Genomic DNA, 18,461 nt, shown 5'->3' with positions numbered 1-18,461 from the left:
CCCTGGATGTCATGGCCAGATCCCATCTCACTCTAGCCGCGTTGGCCACCTCGGCCGTCGCCGACCTCCAGGTCCGCGGGTCCGGCGCGCACACCGCCGGCGGCGAGGGGAACTACGACGCGGCCCGTCTCGTGACGGGCGATGGGCGCGAGCTCATCGTGCGCATCCCGACCTCGCAGCAGGCCGAGACGGAGCAGTCCGCGGACCTCATCGCCCTGCGCGCACTCACGCCCGGTATCCGCAGCAGGTTGCCCTTCGACGCCCCGACCGTCGTGGGCCAACTGCCCGTCGACGGCACTCGCGCCGTCGTGCTCGACTTCGTGGCCGGCAGTCACCTCGACCCGACCGCGCTCGGCCGCGACGAGGTCCTCTCGGACTCGCTCGGTGCCGCGGTCGCCGCGATCCACTCCCTCCCGACGGCGTTCATCGCGGAAGCGGGCCTCCCGTTGCTGTCCACCGAGCTCATCCGGGCGGACGCGCACCGCATCGTGTCCCGCGCCGCCGAGACGCGGCTCCTCCCGACCGCCGTCCGGGAGCGCTGGCAGGCGGCCGTCGAGGACCACTCGCTCTGGCAGTTCCAGCCCACCGTCATCCACGGATCCCTCGCCGCGGACCGCGTGCTCGTCATCCGTCAGGACGGCCATGGCCTCGTCAACGGCGTCATCGAGTGGGGCTCACTGCGGGTCGGCGACCCGGCCCTCGACCTCCACTGGATCGCGACGCTCGGCGCGACCGGCGAGCAGGCCCTGTCCGCCTACGCCGCCTCGTGCTCTCGCGGACCCGACCGGTTCGTCACCCTCCGCGCCCGGCTCTACGCGGAACTCGAGATCGCGCGCTGGCTCCTGCACGGTCGCGACAGCCACGACGAGACCATCGTCGAGGACGCCGTCGCGATGCTCGACGGGCTCGTCGACCGCGTGCTCGGCGACGTGACGGACCCCCTCGGCACCACGACCGGACCCGTCCTCGACGTCGACGAGGTCGAGGACATGCTCGACCGCACACCGATCGGCTCGTCCTCCCCCGGCATCGCCATGCAGACCGACACCTACGACCGCTCAGAGCTCGAGCGCGCCCTCGGCCGCGATCCCGGCGGCTCGGACGTCGACGACACGGACGACGCTGAGACCGACGACGATCGCGACCACGCCGGAACCGATGCGGACCCGAACGCCACGGATCAGATCGACACCTCGTCGTTCGAGCTCTGGGACTCGGCCGCCTCCCCGAAGGACCGCTCCCACTCCGACAGGAGCTCCTCCTCCGAGTAGAGGCGTTCCGGCCGGAGCTGCACGTCGTGGCTCACGTAGTAGAGCACGGCGTCGACGCGCTCGGGGTCGACCTCCCGGTGGTGCGCGTACGCCAGACGGTAGAGCGCGAGCTGGAACGAGGCGTTCCGTACGTCCTCAGGCGTCGTGGGTACCGCGCCGGTCTTCCAGTCGACGATCTCGAACCGGTCCCCGCGTTCGAACACCGCGTCGAGCTTGCAGACCACCACTCGTCCGGTGTCACCGAGCGGCACGTGGATCTCGGTCTCGACCTCGACCGGCCGGACGTCAGCCCATTCCGAGGCGAGGAACCGTTCGGTGAGTTCCTCGAACCCGATCCCCTCCGACGCGTCCGGCCCCGGGCGTTCGACGTCGAGCTCCTCGGGGAGCGCGTCGACCAGCTCCTGCAATCCGAAGCGTCCGTAGTGCGCCTCGACCCACGAATGGAACCGGGTTCCGAGGCGGGTCTGCCGGTATGGCCGTTGCGGGACGGGGCGACGCAGTCGTTCGAGTGCGGCGTCCGGTTCCGTGACGAACTCCTTGAACTTGGACGCGGGGATGCGCACCGGGAGTTCACCGCGCGCGGTCGTCGTCGCGGCACGGCGTCGTTCTTCGAGGAGCAGCGTCAGCTCGTTCTCGAGGGGGCCGAGGGTCGCCAGCAGCTCGGACTCAGGTCGCCCGCGCCGCTGCTCGACCTCGGCCGCCGCCCGTTCGACGACGCTCCGACGCGCTCCGAGCGGATCGAGTGGCCAGTCGAGGACCGCGGCACCGGAGTCGACCGGGTTCTCCTCGAAGGCGGATGCGGCGGGGAGCGGTGCGATGACCCCCGCCGACGCCAGCTCCAGAAGATAGGTGCTCGCGGCACGGGGCCGCTTCCGATCGCCCGACCAGAACGAGCCGGTGAGCAGGAGGTCGTGCTTGGCGCGGGTCACCGCCACATACGCGAGCCGGCGTTCCTCGTCGAGCGCGCGTTCGCCGAGCGCCTCCGAGAAGGCGAGCTGAGCGTCGACGACCTCCTTCCGCGTCTCGGCCGTCCGCCAGGCGAATTCCGGCAGCTCCGCCGCGTCGCCTCGGAAGTCGTACGGCAGCGTCCCGAGACGCACCCAGCCTTTGCCGTCCTTCGGTTTGGCGGGCAGTTCGTCGACCACGAGCCGCGGGATCGCGACATGGTCCCATTCGAGGCCCTTCGAACCGTGGATGGTGAGCAGCTGGACGGCACCCTGGTCGGGTGCGTCGCTCGCCGGTCCGAGGTCGTCTCGGGCGAGCGAGCGGTCGATCCAGGCCAGCAGGCTGCCGAGCGTCACCTGCTCCTCCGCCTGGATGAACGAGATGACCTCGTCGTGGAACGCCTGCAGTCTGGCCGGAGCGCGCGCCGCGGATCCGGTCGACTCGTTCGCGACGACCTCGATGTCGAGTCGCAACTCGCGCTCGACCGCTCTGACGAGATCGGGGAGGCCGCTGCCCGCACGACGCCGCAGGGAGGCGAACACCAGACCGGCCTCCCGGAGACGCGAACGCGCCTCGTCGGTGAACCCGGCGGCGAGGCCGGCCGGCACGCGGTCGGCGGCGATGAAGTCGAGCGCGTCGATGATCGACCGCCCGTCGTCGTCGGCGACCGACTCGCGGAGCCGGGCGGCCAGTTCGGCGTCGTACCGCTTCGTCTTCCAGTCGATGGCCTGCAGGTACCGGGCCACCTCCACGAGGTGACCGAGGTCGTGGACGCCGATCCGCCAGCGTGGTCCGCTCAACAGCCTGATGAGCGAGGACCCGGCACCGGGATCGTGGATGACGCGCAGTGCCGCCGTCACGTCGACGATCTCCGGCGAGGAGAGCAGACCGCCGAGGCCGAGGATGTGGTGCGGGACGCCGAGGGCGGCGAGGCCGTCGGCGAACTCCTGCATCGGTCGACGCGCCCGGAACAGGATCGCTGCCGAACCGGCCGGATCTCCCCCGCGTTCGGCGAGCAACCGGTCGGCGCACCACTCGGCGACCATCCGGATCTCCTCGGCACCGGTCTCGGGGAACTCGACGGCGAGGGAGCCCGCCCCGGCGCCGGGCTTCGGCTCGAGGTCGAGGACACGCAGCTTCCCCGCCGTCTGCGCCTGCTGCTGCAACGGGCGGACGAGGACGTTCGCGGCTTCGAGAACCGTATGGTCGTTCCGCCAACTCGTGGACAGGTTGAACTGGGTGGCGGCGACCTCGCGACTGAAGTCGCGGGAGAACCGCGCGAGGTTCGCCGCGCTCGCGCCGCGCCAGCCGTAGATGGACTGGTGCGGGTCGCCGACCGCCATGACGGGGTGGTCGGCGAACAGGGTCGACAGCAGTCTGGTCTGCACGACCGAGGTGTCCTGGTACTCGTCGAGCAGGACGACGCCCGCGCGATCGCGCGCGACGGCGGCGACCTTCGGCGAACGTTCGCAGGCGGCGAGCGCGAGGGCGACCTGGTCGGAGAACTCGACGAGTCCCTGCCGGCGCTTCTCGTCGGCGTACCGGTGCGCGAGGTCGAGCAGGACCGGCAGGGCACCCACGACCTCGACGGCCTGGTCGATCTGCGCGTACGCCCCGCGACCGCCGTCGGGGAGCTCGCCGATGCCGACGAACCGTTCCACGAAGCCGAGCAGCTCCTCGGTGGTGCCGTCGATCTCGGCGAGCTCATGGCTCAGCGAGAGGACGAGCTCGGCGACCTGGTCGACGGACTTGCCGAGGGCGGCGAGCCGTTCGTCTCCGTGCCGGACCACGACGCGTCGCGCGAGTCGCCAGGCGGACGCCTCGGACAGCAGGACCGACTCGGGCTCACGGCCCACCAGGAGGGCGTTGTCGCGGAACAGGGCGTTCGCATAGGCGTTGTAGGTGGACACCTCGGGACGGTCGAAGAGCGCGTCTGCCGCGGGATCCAGGATCCCGATGTCCTGCAGGGCGGCGATCCGCTTGCCGATCCGTGCCGCCAGCTCACCCGCGGCCTTCCTGGTGAAGGTGAGCCCCAGGATCCCGTCGACGCTCACGTGCCGGTTGGCGAGCAGCCACACGACGCGTGAGGCCATGGTCTCGGTCTTCCCGCTGCCGGCACCGGCGACGACGAGGACCGGGGCCATGGGTGCCTCGATGACATGGACCTGCTGCGTCGTCGGTTGCGGAAGGCCGAGCAGGCCGGCAAGCATCTCGGCCGAGTAAGTCTCCTCCGTGCTCATGAGCTCACCGCCGGGACGACGTGGATGGCGCACTCGCCGAACGCGAACGGGTCATGGCAGTGGGTCCCGACACGGGCCTCGAACACCGCTCCCGCCATGCCGATCGCGTCCGACAGGACACGCTCGCGGAAGCGCTCGAGGGCCTCGTCGTCGAAGGCCGGCTGGGCCGGGTCGTAGTACTCCTTGCGCTTCGTGCCTGCCGACACGACGATGAGCTTCGCGCCACCGCTCAGCAGCCCCTCCGTACCGGCGATCGCGCCGGACGCCAGCGCGAGCTGGTAGGCGCCGAGCTGCGCCATGTCGGCGACCTCCCGGTCCTGTCTCGGCGCCGAGCCGCCGGTCTTGAGGTCGGCGATCACGACGCGCCGTGTCCCGTCGGTGTCGGGCACGAGCTCGACGCGGTCGATCGAGCCGCCGAGCACGGCCGCGCCGCCCAGCTCACCGATGGGGATGCGGAGGCTGAACCGGCTCTCGTTGCCGATCGAGGTCACGCCCGCCCGCTCCGCGTCGTGGAGGTACGCCGACAGCCGGTGGACGAGTTCCGCCGCACGCCGTTTCGTCGCCGCGCCCTCCCAGTCCGCTTCGAAGTGGAGTTCGTCCCAGCGGTCCTCCACCGCTGCCCAGAGCGCGGCCTCGTCGGAGGACTCCGCGTGCTCGAGCGCGGCGTGCACGATCGTGCCGAGCCCGGAGGCGAACCCGGAGGCACCGCCGCCCAGTCGGGCGATCGCCCAGTGCAGCGGGCACTCCTCGAAGGCCTCCATGCGGGACGGGGAGACCGGCAGCTCCTCGACGGCGGGGTCGTGCAGCGGTGCCGTCGAGCTCGGTGCGGCCACGCCGTACCACTCCTCGGTCGGGGCGCCGGGTACTCCCGCTGTCGCGAGGATGGCCAGGGCCGAGGCGGACGCGGCACGCTCGGCAGGGTCCGCGGGGCGGATCCGGCGAGTGAGCGAGCGACGCAGGGTGCCGACGAGGCCGCGGAGCGACAGGGGCGACAGGGACGCCCGGTGCGGATCGGGTTCCGGGAGCAGCGTGAGGAACGGGCTCGCCTGGTGGTCGTCGTCGACGACCGCGACCACCATGAGCGACCGGTGCGCACGGGAGGTCGCCTGGGCGAAGAGTCGGAGCTCGTCGTGGAGGACCGCGCGTCGTGCGTCCGCTGTCGCCGTGGCCGTGCCCTCCAGCAGCTCCACGAGCTCCGAGGCGCCGAGCAGTGAGTCGCGGACCCGCAGGTTGGGCCACACGCCGTCCTGCATGCCGGCGACGACGACCGTGTCGAACGCGGTACCGACCAGGGCGGCGGGCGTCGCGATCGTGACCGCCTCCCGGAGGCCGGTCGGCGCGAGGGAGTCGTCGCCGACCGTCTGTTCGAGCAGGCGGTCGAGGAAGACGGAGGCCGGGGTGTCGGGCTCCGCCTCGACGAAGGTCCGTGCCGCGTCGGCCAGCTGGGTGATCGCGTCGAGGTCGCGGTTCGCCTCCTCGGCGGCCTGACCGCTGCCCTTCGACAGCGAGACCCAGGAGCGCTCGAGTCTGCTCCGCGACCAGAGGCCGTAGACGAGTTCCTCGGCGGACGCGCCCGCCGCTGCCTGCGCGCTCGCCTCGGCGAGGCTGTCGGCGAGTGAGCGGGCGCGGGCGGCGGAGGGCGTCTCGAGTCCGATGAGTGCACCGGGGACGGCGAACGCCTCCTCCAGCAGGCGGTCCGCGCTGCGGTCGAGGCCCTCAGCGAGATCGGCGTGGCGGAGCGCGGCCCGGAGTCGCCTGACCCCGATCGAGTCCAGTCCGCCGAGCGCGCTGTGGAGGAGTTCGGTCACGACCTCGGCGTCGAGCGGCGTCCGCCCGAGCGCCACCGACATGGCGAGGAGGACCGACCTGACGAACGGGTGGTCGCGCAGCGGTGCTCCGCCGGTGCTCGCCCGGGTGGGCACCTCGAGGGAGGACAAACCCCGTTCGATCGCCGGGATCAGCCCGCCGCTGCGGACGACCACCGCCATGTCGGCCCACGCGACACCGTCGAGGACGTGGCGCTCGCGGAGGAAGCGTGCGACGACCGCGATCTGCTCGGCCGGGGAACCGGCCGCCACGGTGACGACGGAGTGCTCGGGCGTCTCCGCGTCATCGACCGGTGGCGCGGCCGTGCGATGGAGTCCGGCGCCGGCCGTGCCGATGCGCTCGGCGACGCCGCGGACCGTCGCCCGGATGTCCGGTGTCCCGCGGTGGACCTGCTCGAGCACGAGCGTGTCCACCGGGCGGCCGAGCACCTCGGCGAACCGCCCGAGGGCGTCGGCACGGGCACCGTGGAAGGCACCCGTCGTGAGGTCGGGGTCGCCGAACGCGACGATCGCGACCCCGTGTCGGGCGAGCGCGGCGAACAGCTGCAGGACGCCGTGGGTCGCCTCCTGGGCGTCGTCCACGAAGACCACCCGCAGGCTGCGGAGCACGCCCGTCCCCGGTTCCTGTTCGTCGAGGAGCCGGACGGCGCGGGCGAGGGCCGCCGCGGGCGTGAGGTGTCCGCGCCAGTCGTCGGCGAGGAACCCCTCGATGAAGCCCGCGGACGCGACCCACTCCGGACGCCCGTGCTTGGTACCGAGCCGACGTAGCTCGGCTGGCGCGACGTCGTGTTCGACGCTGCGTTCCATGAGGTTCCGGAGCTCGGTGCGGAACCCCTGCAGGCGCCTGACCTCGGGACCGAGCTCCGCTGGCCACAGCGGACCGGTCGCGTCCTGTTCGTCGCCGAGGAGTCGCTCGGCGATGGTCTGGTCCTGCTCGCCGCCCGTCAGCAACCGCGGTCGTCCTGAACCGGCGAACGCCCCGGAGCCCGCGATGACCTCGAGGGCGAGGGAGATGGCGGTGCGCGCCAGGGATCCGGGTGTGGCGCGCGCGACCCGTGCCTCGAGGCGGTCGCGGAGGACCTGCGCCGACGACCGGGAGGAGGCGATGACGAGCACCTCGTCGGTGCGCAGGCCGCGCGAGTGCACGCGTTCCGCCACCGCTTCGATGAGCGTCGTAGTCTTGCCCGTGCCGGGAGCCCCCAGTACGACGGCGGACCGGTCGTCCGCGAGCCGCAGCACGGCGTCCTGCGAGTCGTCGAGCCGGACACCCATGCCGACAGCCGGGTCGCCGGCGGGCGCGCGGCCCGCGTCACGGACCGCACCCGTCGGATCGTCGGAGGCGTCGGGAACGGTCATGGTCCGCACGTTACCGGAGGCTCCCGACATCACCGCGACGGCCGACCGGCGTTCCGCTGTTCGCTGACAGCAGCCGACCCGCGCCGGTCGGAGGACCACGACTCCCGTAGTCTTGCCCTACGCAACCGAAAGGCACTCAAGGTGGAAATTCGCATCGGAATCCTCAACAGCCCTCGCGAGATCGGCTTCGAGACCTCGCAGCCGGCGTCGGAGATCGAACAGGCGGTCAAGACCGCGCTCGAGACGGACGCCAAGCTGCTCGCACTCAAGGACGACAAGGGCACCAGCTACCTCATCCCGACCGCGGGCATCGGCTACGTCGAGCTCGGAACCGAGGAGTCCCGCCGCATCGGATTCGTCGGCTGACCATGGAACTCCTCTTCGTCGTGCTCGGCGGCGCCATCCTCGGTCTCGCCGTCCGCTACCTCCTGCCCGGCCGCGACCAGCACGGCGCAGCCCTCATCCCGGCGGTCGCGACGCTCGTCGCCGCCGTGGTCTGGGTCGCGGCGACGTGGGCCGGCATGGCGTGGGACGGCGGCTGGATCTGGGTGCTCGCCTTCGGCGCGTCCGTCATCGTGAGTGTGGTGGTCGACCTCGTGCTCGTCCGCGTCCGCACCTCGTCGGACGAGGCGATGCTGACCCGCTTGCAGCAGGGCGTCGCCGCCTGACCCGAGGCGCTCGATCGATCGACGCCGTCGCTCAAGCCGGAGCGGCGGCGTCGTCGTGTCGGAGGGGACGACCGGTCAGGCCGTGAGCCCGAGCGCGTCCATCCGTCTGGTGTGGTTCGCGATGAGCTCCGTGTAGACCGGTTCGACCCGGGCGTCGTCCGGCAGCGCCTTGCTCTCGGTCACGAGGGCCGACCTGGCGACGAGCATGGTGTCGCCGAGCAACCGGCGGCCCCACATCGCGAGCGTCGAAGCGCGCTCCGGATGCGATGCGATCACCCGGTGCAGGATCCCGACGAGCGGGTCCTCCTCGGGACCGGGGGCGACGATGGCAGCCAGATCCCGGGCGTCCGCTCCGTCCAGGCCGCGTGCGAGCTGCGCGAAGAACTCGTCGAGGAAGCCCCGCGCCACGAGGACGCCCAGCAGGAGTTCGTCCCAGGTACCGGTTCGCAGGATCGCCTGGAACTCGTCCCGCGTGCGTGCGTAGGGTTCGAGCACGGCGCCCGGGTCGTCGCTCGTCCTCCGGAGCCACGCGAGCAGCGCCTGGTGCTTGCGCAGCGCCGTGGCGGCGGCCTCTGCGAGCGTCTCCCGATCGGCGTCGTTCGGAGCGTGCTCGACGGCGAACGACAGCGTCATGAAGAACCCGAGCTGCAGCTGCGCCACCTGACCGAGGTAGTCCGCGGTGCTGGGCGCGAGCTCGTGGAGGTCGACGCGGGTCGCCTGGACGGCGTCCTCCCGCGAGCGCAGACGAGGCGTCTGCGTGCCGGGACGCCGACGTCGTGCAAACCAACGAGCCATGCGACCACCCTATCCGCAGCACGCCGATCGCCGTGTTCCGCGCGCCCAGCGGCCTCTCGGGACCTCCCGGGTAGAATAGCCGTGCCCCGGCGTCGGATCGGGGCCCTACACCTGTGTGCAATCGAAGGTGTAGACCATGACTGCACTGACAGGTATCTCCGTGACTTTCTCTGATCTCGGTGTCGACCAGGACATCGTCGACGCCCTCACGTCCAAGGGCATCATCGAACCATTCCCCATCCAGGAGCAGACGATCCCGCTCGGGCTCGCCGGCCAGGACATCATCGGCCAGGCCAAGACGGGCACGGGCAAGACCTTCGGGTTCGGCATCCCGATCGTCCAGCGCCTCGGCCTCGACCCGGCTCCCGGCGTCAAGACCCTCGTCGTCGTCCCGACCCGTGAGCTCGCGGTCCAGGTGTCCGAGGACATCGAGATCCTCATCTCGAACCGGTCCACGACGCTCGTCTCCATCTACGGCGGCAAGGCCTACGAGGGGCAGATCGAGCAGCTGAAGGCCGGCGCCCAGATCGTCGTCGGCACGCCCGGCCGTCTCATCGACCTCAACAACCAGCGTCTCCTCGACCTCTCGGGCATCACCGAGATGGTGCTCGACGAGGCCGACAAGATGCTCGACCTCGGCTTCCTCGCCGACATCGAGAAGCTCTTCTCCAAGACCCCCGCCGCGCGTCACACGATGCTGTTCTCGGCGACCATGCCCGGTCCGATCGTGGCCCTGGCCCGCCGCTTCATGAGCAAGCCGATCCACATCCGGGCGAGCGACCCCGACGAGGGGCTCACGCAGGCCAACATCAAGCACCTCATCTACCGCGCGCACTCGCTCGACAAGGACGAGGTGATCTCGCGCATCCTGCAGGCCGAAGGACGCGGCAAGACCGTGATCTTCACGCGGACCAAGCGTGCCGCCGCGAAGCTCGTCGAGGAACTGACCGACCGCGGGTTCAACGCCGCGGCGGTGCACGGCGACCTCAACCAGGAGCAGCGCGAGCGGGCGATGGCGTCGTTCAAGGCCGGCAAACGCGACGTCCTGATCGCCACCGACGTCGCCGCCCGTGGCATCGACGTCGACGACGTCACCCACGTCATCAACCACACGATCCCCGAGGACGAGAAGACGTACCTCCACCGCGTCGGTCGTACCGGTCGTGCCGGGAAGACGGGTATCGCCGTCACGTTCGTCGACTGGGACGACCTCCACAAGTGGGCGCTCATCAACCGCGCCCTCGAGTTCGGCCAGCCGGAGCCGACGGAGACCTACTCCTCGAGCCCGCACCTCTTCACCGACCTCGGGATCGCCGAAGGCACGAAGGGCCGACTGAAGCCCGCCAAGGCCGTCGAGCCCGCTCCGCGACGCGAGGGTTCGCGGAGCGCAGGCGGACGCGACGGTTCCCGGACCGGTGGCGGACGCGACGGTTCGCGGACCGGCGGCGGTCGCGGTGGTGAGCGCGGCGGACGCGGAGGCGACCGCACCCAGCCGACCAGCACCCGGCTCGAGTCCCAGCCGAGCACCCGCGCCCACTCGCGGACGCACGACGCCGCCTCGACCGACACCGTCGACCGCAGCGCGCCTGCGGCAGGCACACACGACGGCCACGGTCCGGAGCACCGCGACGGCAACAGCGCTCCCCGCCGTCGGAGCCGGACGCGCCGCACCGCACCCCCGGCACCGACGGCGTAGATCCACCACGCAGAACGCCCGCACCCTTCCGGATGCGGGCGTTCCGCATGTCGCGAGCGCTGCGCTCGGAGCCGGACGCCCCGTGGGCACTCCGACAGGCTCAGTGACCGGAAGAGGTCCGACGGGAGCTCCCGGCGCGCCGCGGGTCAGTCGGGCAGGACGGGCGCCGAGCCGGTGGCCTCGGCCACGATGCGTCGGACCACGTCGATGTCCGTGGTGTTCTCGCCGAGGCGGTTCGGCTTACCGGTGCCGTGATAGTCGCTCGAGCCGGTAGCCACGAGGCCCAGCTCGGAGGCGATCCGGCGCACGACGACCTTGCCCTCCTCGGTGTTCTCGCGGTGCTCGATCTCGAGCCCGAACAGACCCGCATCGGCGAGCTCGCGGAAGTACGGCTCCGGCAGCATCCGGTCGCGACCGGCCGGGACCGGGTGGGCGATCACCGGGACACCACCGGCGGCGCGGACGAGCTTGACCGCCGTGAGCGGGTCGGGCGCGTAGTGCGGCGCATAGTACCCGGTGCGCGGATGCAGGATGCCGTCGAAGGCTTCACCACGGTCGGCCACGATCCCGAGGGCGACGAGGGCGTCGGCGATGTGGGGCCGGCCGACAGTCGCGCCTTCGCGGGTCTGCGCGAGGACGTCCGACCAGGACAGCGGGTAGTCGTCACCGATGCGTGCCACGATGCCTTCGGCCCGCCGGAGCCGGGACTCCCGGATCTTCGCGGTCTCCTGGAGCAGGTCGCCGTTCAGCGGATCGATGAGGTACGCGAGCAGGTGCACGCTCCGCCACTCGTAGCGGGTGCTCAGTTCCATTCCGGGGAGCAGGGTGATGCCCTGGCGACGCGACTCGACGGCCGCCTCGGCCCAACCGGCGGTGGAGTCGTGGTCGGTGAGGGCGATCGTGCCGAGCCCTGCGGCACCGGCAGCGCGCATCAGCTGCGTCGGCGTCTCCGTGCCGTCCGAGACGCTCGAGTGCGTGTGCAGATCGGCGGGGCCGTGCATGTCTCGAGCGCTCACCACGCTTCCACCCTAGTCGCAGGTCCCGCCCCGAGGACTCCCAGACCGCTCGCCTACGCTGACGCGGGTGCTGAAGACCGTCGGTGGCGTCATCGCGGCCGTGCTCGCGATCGCGACCACGGCCCTGCTGGTCGTGGCCGTCCTCCCCGGCCTGTTCGGTCTCGAACAGGCCCAGGTCGTCGTCCAACTGAGCGCGTTCCGCCTCGTCGTGGCGATCGCCGCCGCCGGCGGCGCCCTCCTCTGCCTCGTGACGACGATCCTGGTCCGGGGATCCCGCCGCGTGCTCCCCGCCATCCTGGCGGTCGTCCTCGCCGCGGTCTCGGTCACCGGCGCCGTCGTCACCGCCAACCGCGGGGTCGACGATCAGATGGTCGCCGGTGAGGCGACCGATCTCGCGGATCAGGTCACGGTCCTCGCCTGGAACACCCTCGGCGACGCCGTCGACCCCGGGACGATCGCGGCGATCGCGGTGCGTGAGGGCGCCGACGTCGTCGCCCTCCCGGAGACCTCGTCCGACACCGCGGCGGTCGTCGCCGCCACGATGACCGCCGCCGGACGGCCGATGGTGGCGCATTCGACCGCCGCCGACGCAGGAGGGACGAGCCTCCTCATCAGCACCGGACTCGGCGAGTACGCGGTCCGTGCACCGACGGCGACCGGGCCGACCGCCATCGAACGCTCAGAGACCCTCATCGCCGATCCGGTCCTCGGTCGCGGACCGACCCTCGTCGCCGTCCACACCACGGCCCCACTACCGAGTCGGCTCGACGACTGGCGTTCGGAACTCGCCGATCTCGCCGACCGCTGCACCGACGACGCGGACATGATCATGGCCGGTGACTTCAACGCGACGCTCGACCACCTCGCCGGATTGCGCGGCGTCGGCGACCTGGGCGCATGCCACGACGCCGCCGCGGCCGACGCGGCAGCCGGGCTCGGTACCTGGCCGACCGAGCTCCCGGCGGTCCTCGGCGCGCCGATCGACCATGTCATGGCGTCACCGGGATGGGTCACCGTGTCGGCTCGCGTCCTCACCGACGTCGACGGCACCGGCAGCGATCACCGGCCCGTGGTCGCGACGCTGCTCCCCCGCACGGCGGGCTGAGCGACGGGCACCTGTCGCCACCGCAGTGCGACAATGGAGGCATGGCGACTTCCGCAGACACATCCAGTTCGAACACCGTCCAGACCGAGGCGACCTCCAACCGGGCGGCCGCCTGGTCCGAGGGCTTCCGTGCCTTCATCGGCACCGGGTGGGCGGACCGCCCCGAGGTCCTGCCGGAGCCGCGGGAGACCGCCGGCCTGGCAGCGGCTCGTCGTGAACGCCTGTCCGCTCAGTTCCCCGGTCAGCGTCTCGTCCTCCCCGCGGGCGGGATGAAGCAGCGGTCGAACGACACCGACTACCTGTACCGGGCGCACTCCGCCTTCTCGTACTACACCGGCTGGGCGGCCGACACCGAACCAGACAGCGTCCTCGTGCTCGATCCCGAGGGGTCCGGCCACACCGCGACCCTGTACTTCCGAGAGCGAGCGGGCCGCGACACCGACGAGTTCTACACGAACGCCGCGATCGGCGAGTTCTGGATCGGTGCACGTCCGTCGCTCGCCCAGGTGGCGGCCGACCTCGCGGTCACGACCGCCGACCTCTCGGCGTTCACGGCCGACGCCGCCGATCTCACGGTCGACGTCGACGACGAGCTGACGCGCGCCGTGTCGGAGATGCGCCTCGTGAAGGACGCCTACGAGATCGCGCAGATGCGTCTCGCCGTCGACGCGACCGCGCGCGGCTTCGACGACGTCATCGCCGAACTCCCGAAGATCCTCGCTCACGAGCGCGGCGAGCGCATCGTCGAGGGCGTCTTCGCCGGGCGGGCTCGCGCCGATGGGAACGGCGTCGGTTACGAGACCATCGCCGCCGCAGGACCGCACGCCTGCATCCTCCACTGGACACGCAACGACGGACGGGTCGTCCCGGGCGACCTCATCCTCATCGACGCCGGCGTCGAGCTCGACAGCTACTACACCGCCGACATCACCCGCACGCTCCCGGTGTCCGGCACGTTCACCGAGGTCCAGCGCCGGGTCTACGAGGCCGTCCGCGAGGCGGCCGACGAGGCCTTCGCCATCGTCCGCCCCGGCATCCGGTTCCGCGAGGTGCACGCGGCCGCGATGGCGGTCATCGCACGCAAGACCGCCGAGTGGGGCCTGCTCCCCGTCACCGCTGAGGAAGCCCTCCTGAAGGAGAACGAGCAGCACCGGCGGTACATGGTGCACGGGACGAGCCACCACCTCGGCACCGACGTGCACGACTGCGCCCAGGCACGTCGCGAGATGTACGCCGACGCCGTGATCGAGCCAGGCATGGTCTTCACCATCGAGCCCGGCCTCTACTTCCAGGTCGACGACCTCACGGTCCCCGAGGAGTACCGCGGCATCGGCGTCCGGATCGAGGACGACATCCTCGTCACCGAGGACGGCGCGGAGAACCTCTCCGCCGGCATCCCGCGCACCGCGGACGAGGTCGAGGCCTGGCTCGCGCGCTGAGCCCGTCCGTCGGGCGACGGCTCGGAGCCTGACGCGGCTGGATCAGCCCGCGTCGGACTCCGGGCCGCGCTCCAGGAGGTTGCGTGCACGGTTCGCGAGCTCACCGCCGACGATGAGGTCGTAGCGCGTCGCGACGACGAGCGTGGCCGAGGTGTACTCCTGCCGCTTGCGGGTCACCGAGTACGACACGATGCCGAACAGCATGCCGAACGCAGCACCCATGAGCACCGCGGCACCGAGCAGCATGAGGTTCGTCTCGGGGTTGAAGATGACGAGGACGAGCCCGAGGAACAGTCCGAGCCAGGCACCGCTGACCGCACCGGCTCCCGCAGCACGGCCGTAGCTGAGGCGACCGGTGACGCGTTCGACGCTCTTGAGATCGCTGCCGACGATCGAGATCTCCTTGACCGGGAAATCGGTGTGGGCGAGCGACGAGATCGCGGCCTGCGCGGACTCGTAGCTCTCGTAGCTGGCCACCGTCTCGCCTCGCGGGATGACGCCGAGCGCCGGGGCGCCCTTCCGGCCGAACTGTCGCGGATCACTCATACCTCCATCCTCTCACCCCGCCCGGAGCGGGCACTCCAGGCCGACCACCGGCGGGTAGGTTAGTAGTCGTGAGTGCAACCAGAGTGTTCGTCGCCAGGCTCGCCGGGTGCACCGTCTTCGACCCCGCGGGCGATCGTGTCGGCAAGGTCAGGGACGTGCTCGTCGTCTACCGCACCGGCAAACCACCGCGGGTCGTCGGCCTCATCGTCGAGATCCCCGGCAAGCGCCGCGTGTTCGTCTCGATCGGCCGCGTGACGAGCATCGGTGCCGGGCAGATCATCACCACGGGACTCATCAACGTCCGCCGGTTCGAGCAGCGCGGTGGCGAGGTACGCGTGATCGCCGAACTCTTCGGCCGACGTGTCGTCTTCCGGACCACCGGCGAGGAGGCGACGATCGAGGATGTCGCCATCGAGGAGCAGGGGCCCGGCGAGTGGCAGGTGTCGCAGCTCTTCGTCCGCCGCCCGAAGACCACCGCCTCCCCCTTCGTGAAGGGCCCGACGACCTTCGCCACCTGGAACGAGCTGCGCGAGGAGCAGGAACTCGGCGAGGCGCAGTCCGCCGAGCAGCTCATCGCGACCTACGCCGACCTGAAACCGGCCGACCTCGCGAACACGCTCCTCGACCTCCCGCGCGACCGGATGATCGAGGTCGCTGAGGAGCTGTCCGACGACCGACTCGCGGACGTGCTCGAGGAGATGCCCGAGACCGACCAGGTGCAGATCCTCGGCCAGCTCGACGACGACCGCGCGGCTGACGTCCTCGACCAGATGCAGCCCGACGACGCCGCCGACCTCATCGCCCAGCTCCCCGAGGATCGCGGAGAGCACCTCCTCGAGCTCATGGAACCGGAGGAGGCGGAGGACGTCCGCATGCTGCTCCGGTTCGACCCGGAGACCGCGGGTGGTCTCATGACGACCGAGCCGATCATCCTCTCCGCCGACGCCACCGTCGCGGAGGCCCTCGCGTCGATCCGCCGCTCCGAGCTGGCTCCCGCGCTGGCCGCAGGCGTGTGCATCACTCTGCCGCCGTACGAGTCGCCCACCGGACGCTTCCTCGGGATGGTGCACTTCCAGCGCATGCTCCGATACCCGCCGCACGAGCGCCTCGGCACGCTGCTCGATCAGAGCCTCGACCCGGTGGGCGTCCGTACCTCCGCCGCCGAGGTCTCGCGGATCCTCGCCAGCTACAACCTCGTCCAGGTGCCCGTCGTCGACGAACAGCACCGCCTGCTCGGGGTCGTGACGATCGACGACGTGCTCGACTACCTGCTCCCCGACGACTGGCGCAGCATCGACGAGAACGACGAACTCCCGCCGTCGGAACAGCGGCTCGGATCGAACGGAAGGAGGGCAGGTCGTGGCACGAGCTCCCCGCAATGAGATCAGGCTCGACGCTCCGAAGGGACTTCGCAGTTCCGTGCGGTCCATCCGCCGCGCGCCGGCCTCGCGCGACCGCTTCGGCCGCTTCACGGAGTGGATCGCCCGGGCGATGGGCACCCCGTGGTTCCTGCTCGGCCTCACGCTCTTCGTCATCCTCTGGATCGGCTGGAACACCTACGGACCGCTCTCCCTCCGGTTCGACTCCGTCGACATCGGTTTCGTCGCCCTGACGCTCGTGCTCTCCCTCCAGGCCTCCTACGCGGCGCCGCTCATCCTGCTCGCCCAGAACCGCCAGGACGACCGCGACCGCGTGCAGATCGAGCAGGATCGGCAGCGGTCCGAACGGAACCTCGCCGACACCGAGTACCTCGCCCGTGAGGTCGTCGCGTTGCGCCTGGCCCTCAAGGACATGGCGTCGAAGGACTTCATCCGCGCCGAACTGCGCTCCCTGCTCGAGGAACTCGATCGGGATCGCGCCGACCAGCCCGAACACGACGGGCCCGAGCGTCGGCGTGGCTGACGCCGACGCGGCCGACACCGGCCTCGCCGAGCGGATCAGGACCGCTCTCGCCCGCGTCATCGACCCCGAGATCCGCAAACCGATCACCGAACTCGACATGGTCGGCCCGATCACGGTGGACGACGACGGTGCGGCCGACGTCACGATCAAGCTCACGATCGTCGGCTGCCCGGCAGCGGCGAGCATCGAGCGCGACGTGCGTGAGGCCACCGCGGCGACCCCCGGGGTCACGAGCGTCGCGGTCGACGTCCAGGTGATGTCGACGGCGGAGCGTCAAGCGCTCACGGAGCGCCTGCGAGGCGGCCGGAGCGCCCGTGGCATCCCGTTCGGCCCGGACTCACTGACCCGTGTGTACGCCGTGACGAGCGGCAAAGGCGGTGTCGGGAAGTCGACGGTGACCGCGAACCTGGCCGTCGCACTCGCCGCCAGTGGTCTGCGGGTCGGCCTGGTCGACGCGGACGTCCACGGGTTCTCCATCCCGGGGCTCCTCGGCCTGGTCGAGGACGGCGTGGCCGTCAAACCGACGCAGGTCGGCGACATGATCCTGCCACCGGTCGCCCACGGCGTGAAGGTCGTCTCGATCGGCATGTTCATCGACGCACCGACGGACGGCACCACCGCCGTCGCCGTCGCCTGGCGCGGACCGATGCTCCACCGCACCATCCAGCAGTTCCTGACCGACGTGTTCTTCGGCGACCTCGACGTCCTGCTCCTCGACCTCCCGCCCGGCACCGGGGACGTCGCCATCTCCATCGGCCAGCTGCTCCCCCACGCCGAGGTGCTCGTCGTCACGACACCGCAGCCGGCCGCCGCCGAGGTCGCCGAGCGCAGCGGCGTGGTTGCGCGCCAGACCGGGCAGCGCGTCCACGGCGTCATCGAGAACATGGCGGGTCTCCCCCAGTCCGACGGCAGCATCCTGCAGCTGTTCGGCTCAGGGGGTGGCGAGGCGCTCGCAGCGCGGTTGTCGATCGGCCAGGACGCACCGGTACCGCTCCTCGCCTCGGTCCCGCTCAGCGTCCCGCTTCGGGAAGGTGGAGATGCCGGGCTGCCGATCGTGCTCTCGGATTCGACGGATCCCGCGGCCGCCGAGATCCTCCGGCTGGCCGGACAGCTCGCTGCCAGACCGCGTGGCCTCGCCGGTCGCCGTCTCGGCGTCAGCACGAACTGAGCCGTCCGGGTCGGACGCGTGCGACCGAAGCGGACTCAGGTGGCTTCGAGGTCGAACGGGGGCGCGGCGGTCTCCCCGGCTGCGAGTCGGCGCAGGCGCTCGTCGGTCGCCGCCTGGATCGACTTCGGTTTCTCGAGCGACGGAACGGCTGCAGCGGCGGCCGCGGGAGCCGCGTCGAGCGGAGCGGTCGTCGCGACCGTCGGCGCCACCGGGGGCTCGTCGTCGAGGAGCGCCTCGCGGATGATGCGCCTCGGATCGTACTGACGTGGGTCGAGCTTCTTCCAGTCGACCTCGTCGAACTCCGGCCCCATCTCCTCGCGCATCCGGTCCTTGGCACCGGAGGCGAGGTCGCGGAGGGTGCGGACGAGTCGCGCCAGTTGCGAGGCGTAGTACGGCAGCCGTTCCGGACCCAGCAGGAACACGGCGATGACCCCGATGATGAGGAGTTTGTCGAAGGTCAGACCGAACACGACATCAGACTACCGCGC

15 protein-coding genes are annotated in these 18,461 nt (G+C 71.2%); 9 read left to right on the top strand and 6 right to left on the bottom strand.

The features are described from left to right. Positions 1–11: 11 nt before the first annotated feature. Positions 12–1,271: a phosphotransferase gene (locus RWN05_RS10005; RefSeq protein WP_079002135.1), complete on the top strand. Its 1,260-nt coding sequence runs from the start codon at positions 12–14 to the stop codon at positions 1,269–1,271. Here the strand turns inward: RWN05_RS10005 and RWN05_RS10000 are convergent. Both RWN05_RS10000 and RWN05_RS09995 read right to left on the bottom strand, forming a co-directional pair. Beyond that, positions 1,181–4,456 carry an ATP-dependent DNA helicase gene (locus RWN05_RS10000; RefSeq protein ID WP_314139411.1) on the bottom strand — a complete coding sequence of 1,092 codons (3,276 nt, stop codon included), beginning with the start codon at positions 4,454–4,456 and terminating at the stop codon, positions 1,181–1,183. The two genes, RWN05_RS10005 and RWN05_RS10000, sit on opposite strands and share 91 nt — an antisense overlap. Then, positions 4,453–7,638 carry a PD-(D/E)XK nuclease family protein gene (locus tag RWN05_RS09995; protein ID WP_314139410.1) on the bottom strand — a complete coding sequence of 1,062 codons (3,186 nt, stop codon included), beginning with the start codon at positions 7,636–7,638 and terminating at the stop codon, positions 4,453–4,455. Before RWN05_RS09995 ends, RWN05_RS10000 begins: the two co-directional genes overlap by 4 nt. Positions 7,639–7,779: 141 nt before the next feature. On the opposite strand from RWN05_RS09995, the gene RWN05_RS09990 reads away from it, so the two are divergent. Further along, on the top strand, positions 7,780–8,004 hold the full coding sequence (locus RWN05_RS09990) for a DUF3107 domain-containing protein (protein ID WP_064296179.1): 225 nt from the start codon (positions 7,780–7,782) through the stop codon (positions 8,002–8,004). Positions 8,005–8,006: 2 nt separating this feature from the next. Continuing rightward, positions 8,007–8,306, top strand: a complete 300-nt coding sequence (locus tag RWN05_RS09985; RefSeq protein ID WP_064296178.1) for a hypothetical protein — start codon at positions 8,007–8,009, stop codon at positions 8,304–8,306. A gap of 75 nt (positions 8,307–8,381) precedes the next feature. On the opposite strand, the gene RWN05_RS09980 is transcribed toward RWN05_RS09985, so the two are convergent. After that, entirely contained in the window at positions 8,382–9,101 is a 720-nt protein-coding gene (locus tag RWN05_RS09980) for a ferritin-like fold-containing protein (RefSeq protein WP_079002134.1), read from the bottom strand. Between the two features lie 136 nt (positions 9,102–9,237). Between RWN05_RS09980 and RWN05_RS09975 the strand changes: the two genes are divergently transcribed. Then, a complete protein-coding gene (locus RWN05_RS09975; RefSeq protein WP_399542920.1) occupies positions 9,238–10,797 on the top strand; it encodes a DEAD/DEAH box helicase in 1,560 nt (519 codons plus the stop codon). Positions 10,798–10,943: 146 nt separating this feature from the next. Here the strand turns inward: RWN05_RS09975 and RWN05_RS09970 are convergent, their stop codons facing one another. Beyond that, positions 10,944–11,798: a PHP domain-containing protein gene (locus RWN05_RS09970; RefSeq protein WP_314139490.1), complete on the bottom strand. Its 855-nt coding sequence runs from the start codon at positions 11,796–11,798 to the stop codon at positions 10,944–10,946. An 82-nt stretch (positions 11,799–11,880) separates the two neighbouring features. Here RWN05_RS09970 and RWN05_RS09965 point away from each other — a divergent pair, with 82 nt between their 5' ends. Then, positions 11,881–12,918 (top strand): endonuclease/exonuclease/phosphatase family protein, encoded by a 1,038-nt coding sequence (locus tag RWN05_RS09965; protein WP_071261019.1) that lies wholly within the window; start codon positions 11,881–11,883, stop codon positions 12,916–12,918. A 41-nt stretch (positions 12,919–12,959) separates the two neighbouring features. After that, complete coding sequence (locus RWN05_RS09960) at positions 12,960–14,357, top strand: aminopeptidase P family protein (protein ID WP_064296173.1); 1,398 nt, start codon at positions 12,960–12,962, stop codon at positions 14,355–14,357. Between the two features lie 42 nt (positions 14,358–14,399). On the opposite strand, the gene RWN05_RS09955 is transcribed toward RWN05_RS09960, so the two are convergent. Further along, positions 14,400–14,903 carry a general stress protein gene (locus tag RWN05_RS09955; protein WP_071261021.1) on the bottom strand — a complete coding sequence of 168 codons (504 nt, stop codon included), beginning with the start codon at positions 14,901–14,903 and terminating at the stop codon, positions 14,400–14,402. 68 nt (positions 14,904–14,971) lie between these two features. On the opposite strand from RWN05_RS09955, the gene RWN05_RS09950 reads away from it, so the two are divergent. From RWN05_RS09950 to RWN05_RS09940, 3 genes are read left to right on the top strand one after another with little or no spacing between them, the layout of a single operon-like run. Next, positions 14,972–16,285 (top strand): magnesium transporter MgtE N-terminal domain-containing protein, encoded by a 1,314-nt coding sequence (locus RWN05_RS09950; protein WP_064296171.1) that lies wholly within the window; start codon positions 14,972–14,974, stop codon positions 16,283–16,285. Continuing rightward, positions 16,263–16,805: a DUF1003 domain-containing protein gene (locus RWN05_RS09945; protein ID WP_079002130.1), complete on the top strand. Its 543-nt coding sequence runs from the start codon at positions 16,263–16,265 to the stop codon at positions 16,803–16,805. Before RWN05_RS09950 ends, RWN05_RS09945 begins: the two co-directional genes overlap by 23 nt. Beyond that, positions 16,798–17,973, top strand: coding sequence for an Mrp/NBP35 family ATP-binding protein (locus RWN05_RS09940; RefSeq protein ID WP_079002127.1), 1,176 nt, complete (start codon positions 16,798–16,800; stop codon positions 17,971–17,973). The genes RWN05_RS09945 and RWN05_RS09940 overlap by 8 nt, the downstream gene beginning before the upstream one ends. Positions 17,974–18,008: 35 nt before the next feature. On the opposite strand, the gene RWN05_RS09935 is transcribed toward RWN05_RS09940, so the two are convergent. Then, positions 18,009–18,443, bottom strand: coding sequence for a Sec-independent protein translocase TatB (locus RWN05_RS09935; RefSeq protein WP_079002125.1), 435 nt, complete (start codon positions 18,441–18,443; stop codon positions 18,009–18,011). Positions 18,444–18,461: the final 18 nt, after the last annotated feature.

It is taken from the genome of uncultured Plantibacter sp. (assembly GCF_963518075.1).
Classification (GTDB): domain Bacteria; phylum Actinomycetota; class Actinomycetes; order Actinomycetales; family Microbacteriaceae; genus Plantibacter; species Plantibacter flavus_A.
The sequence above is the reverse complement of the archived record's forward strand: the minus strand, read 5'-3'. Positions and strand labels throughout refer to the sequence as shown.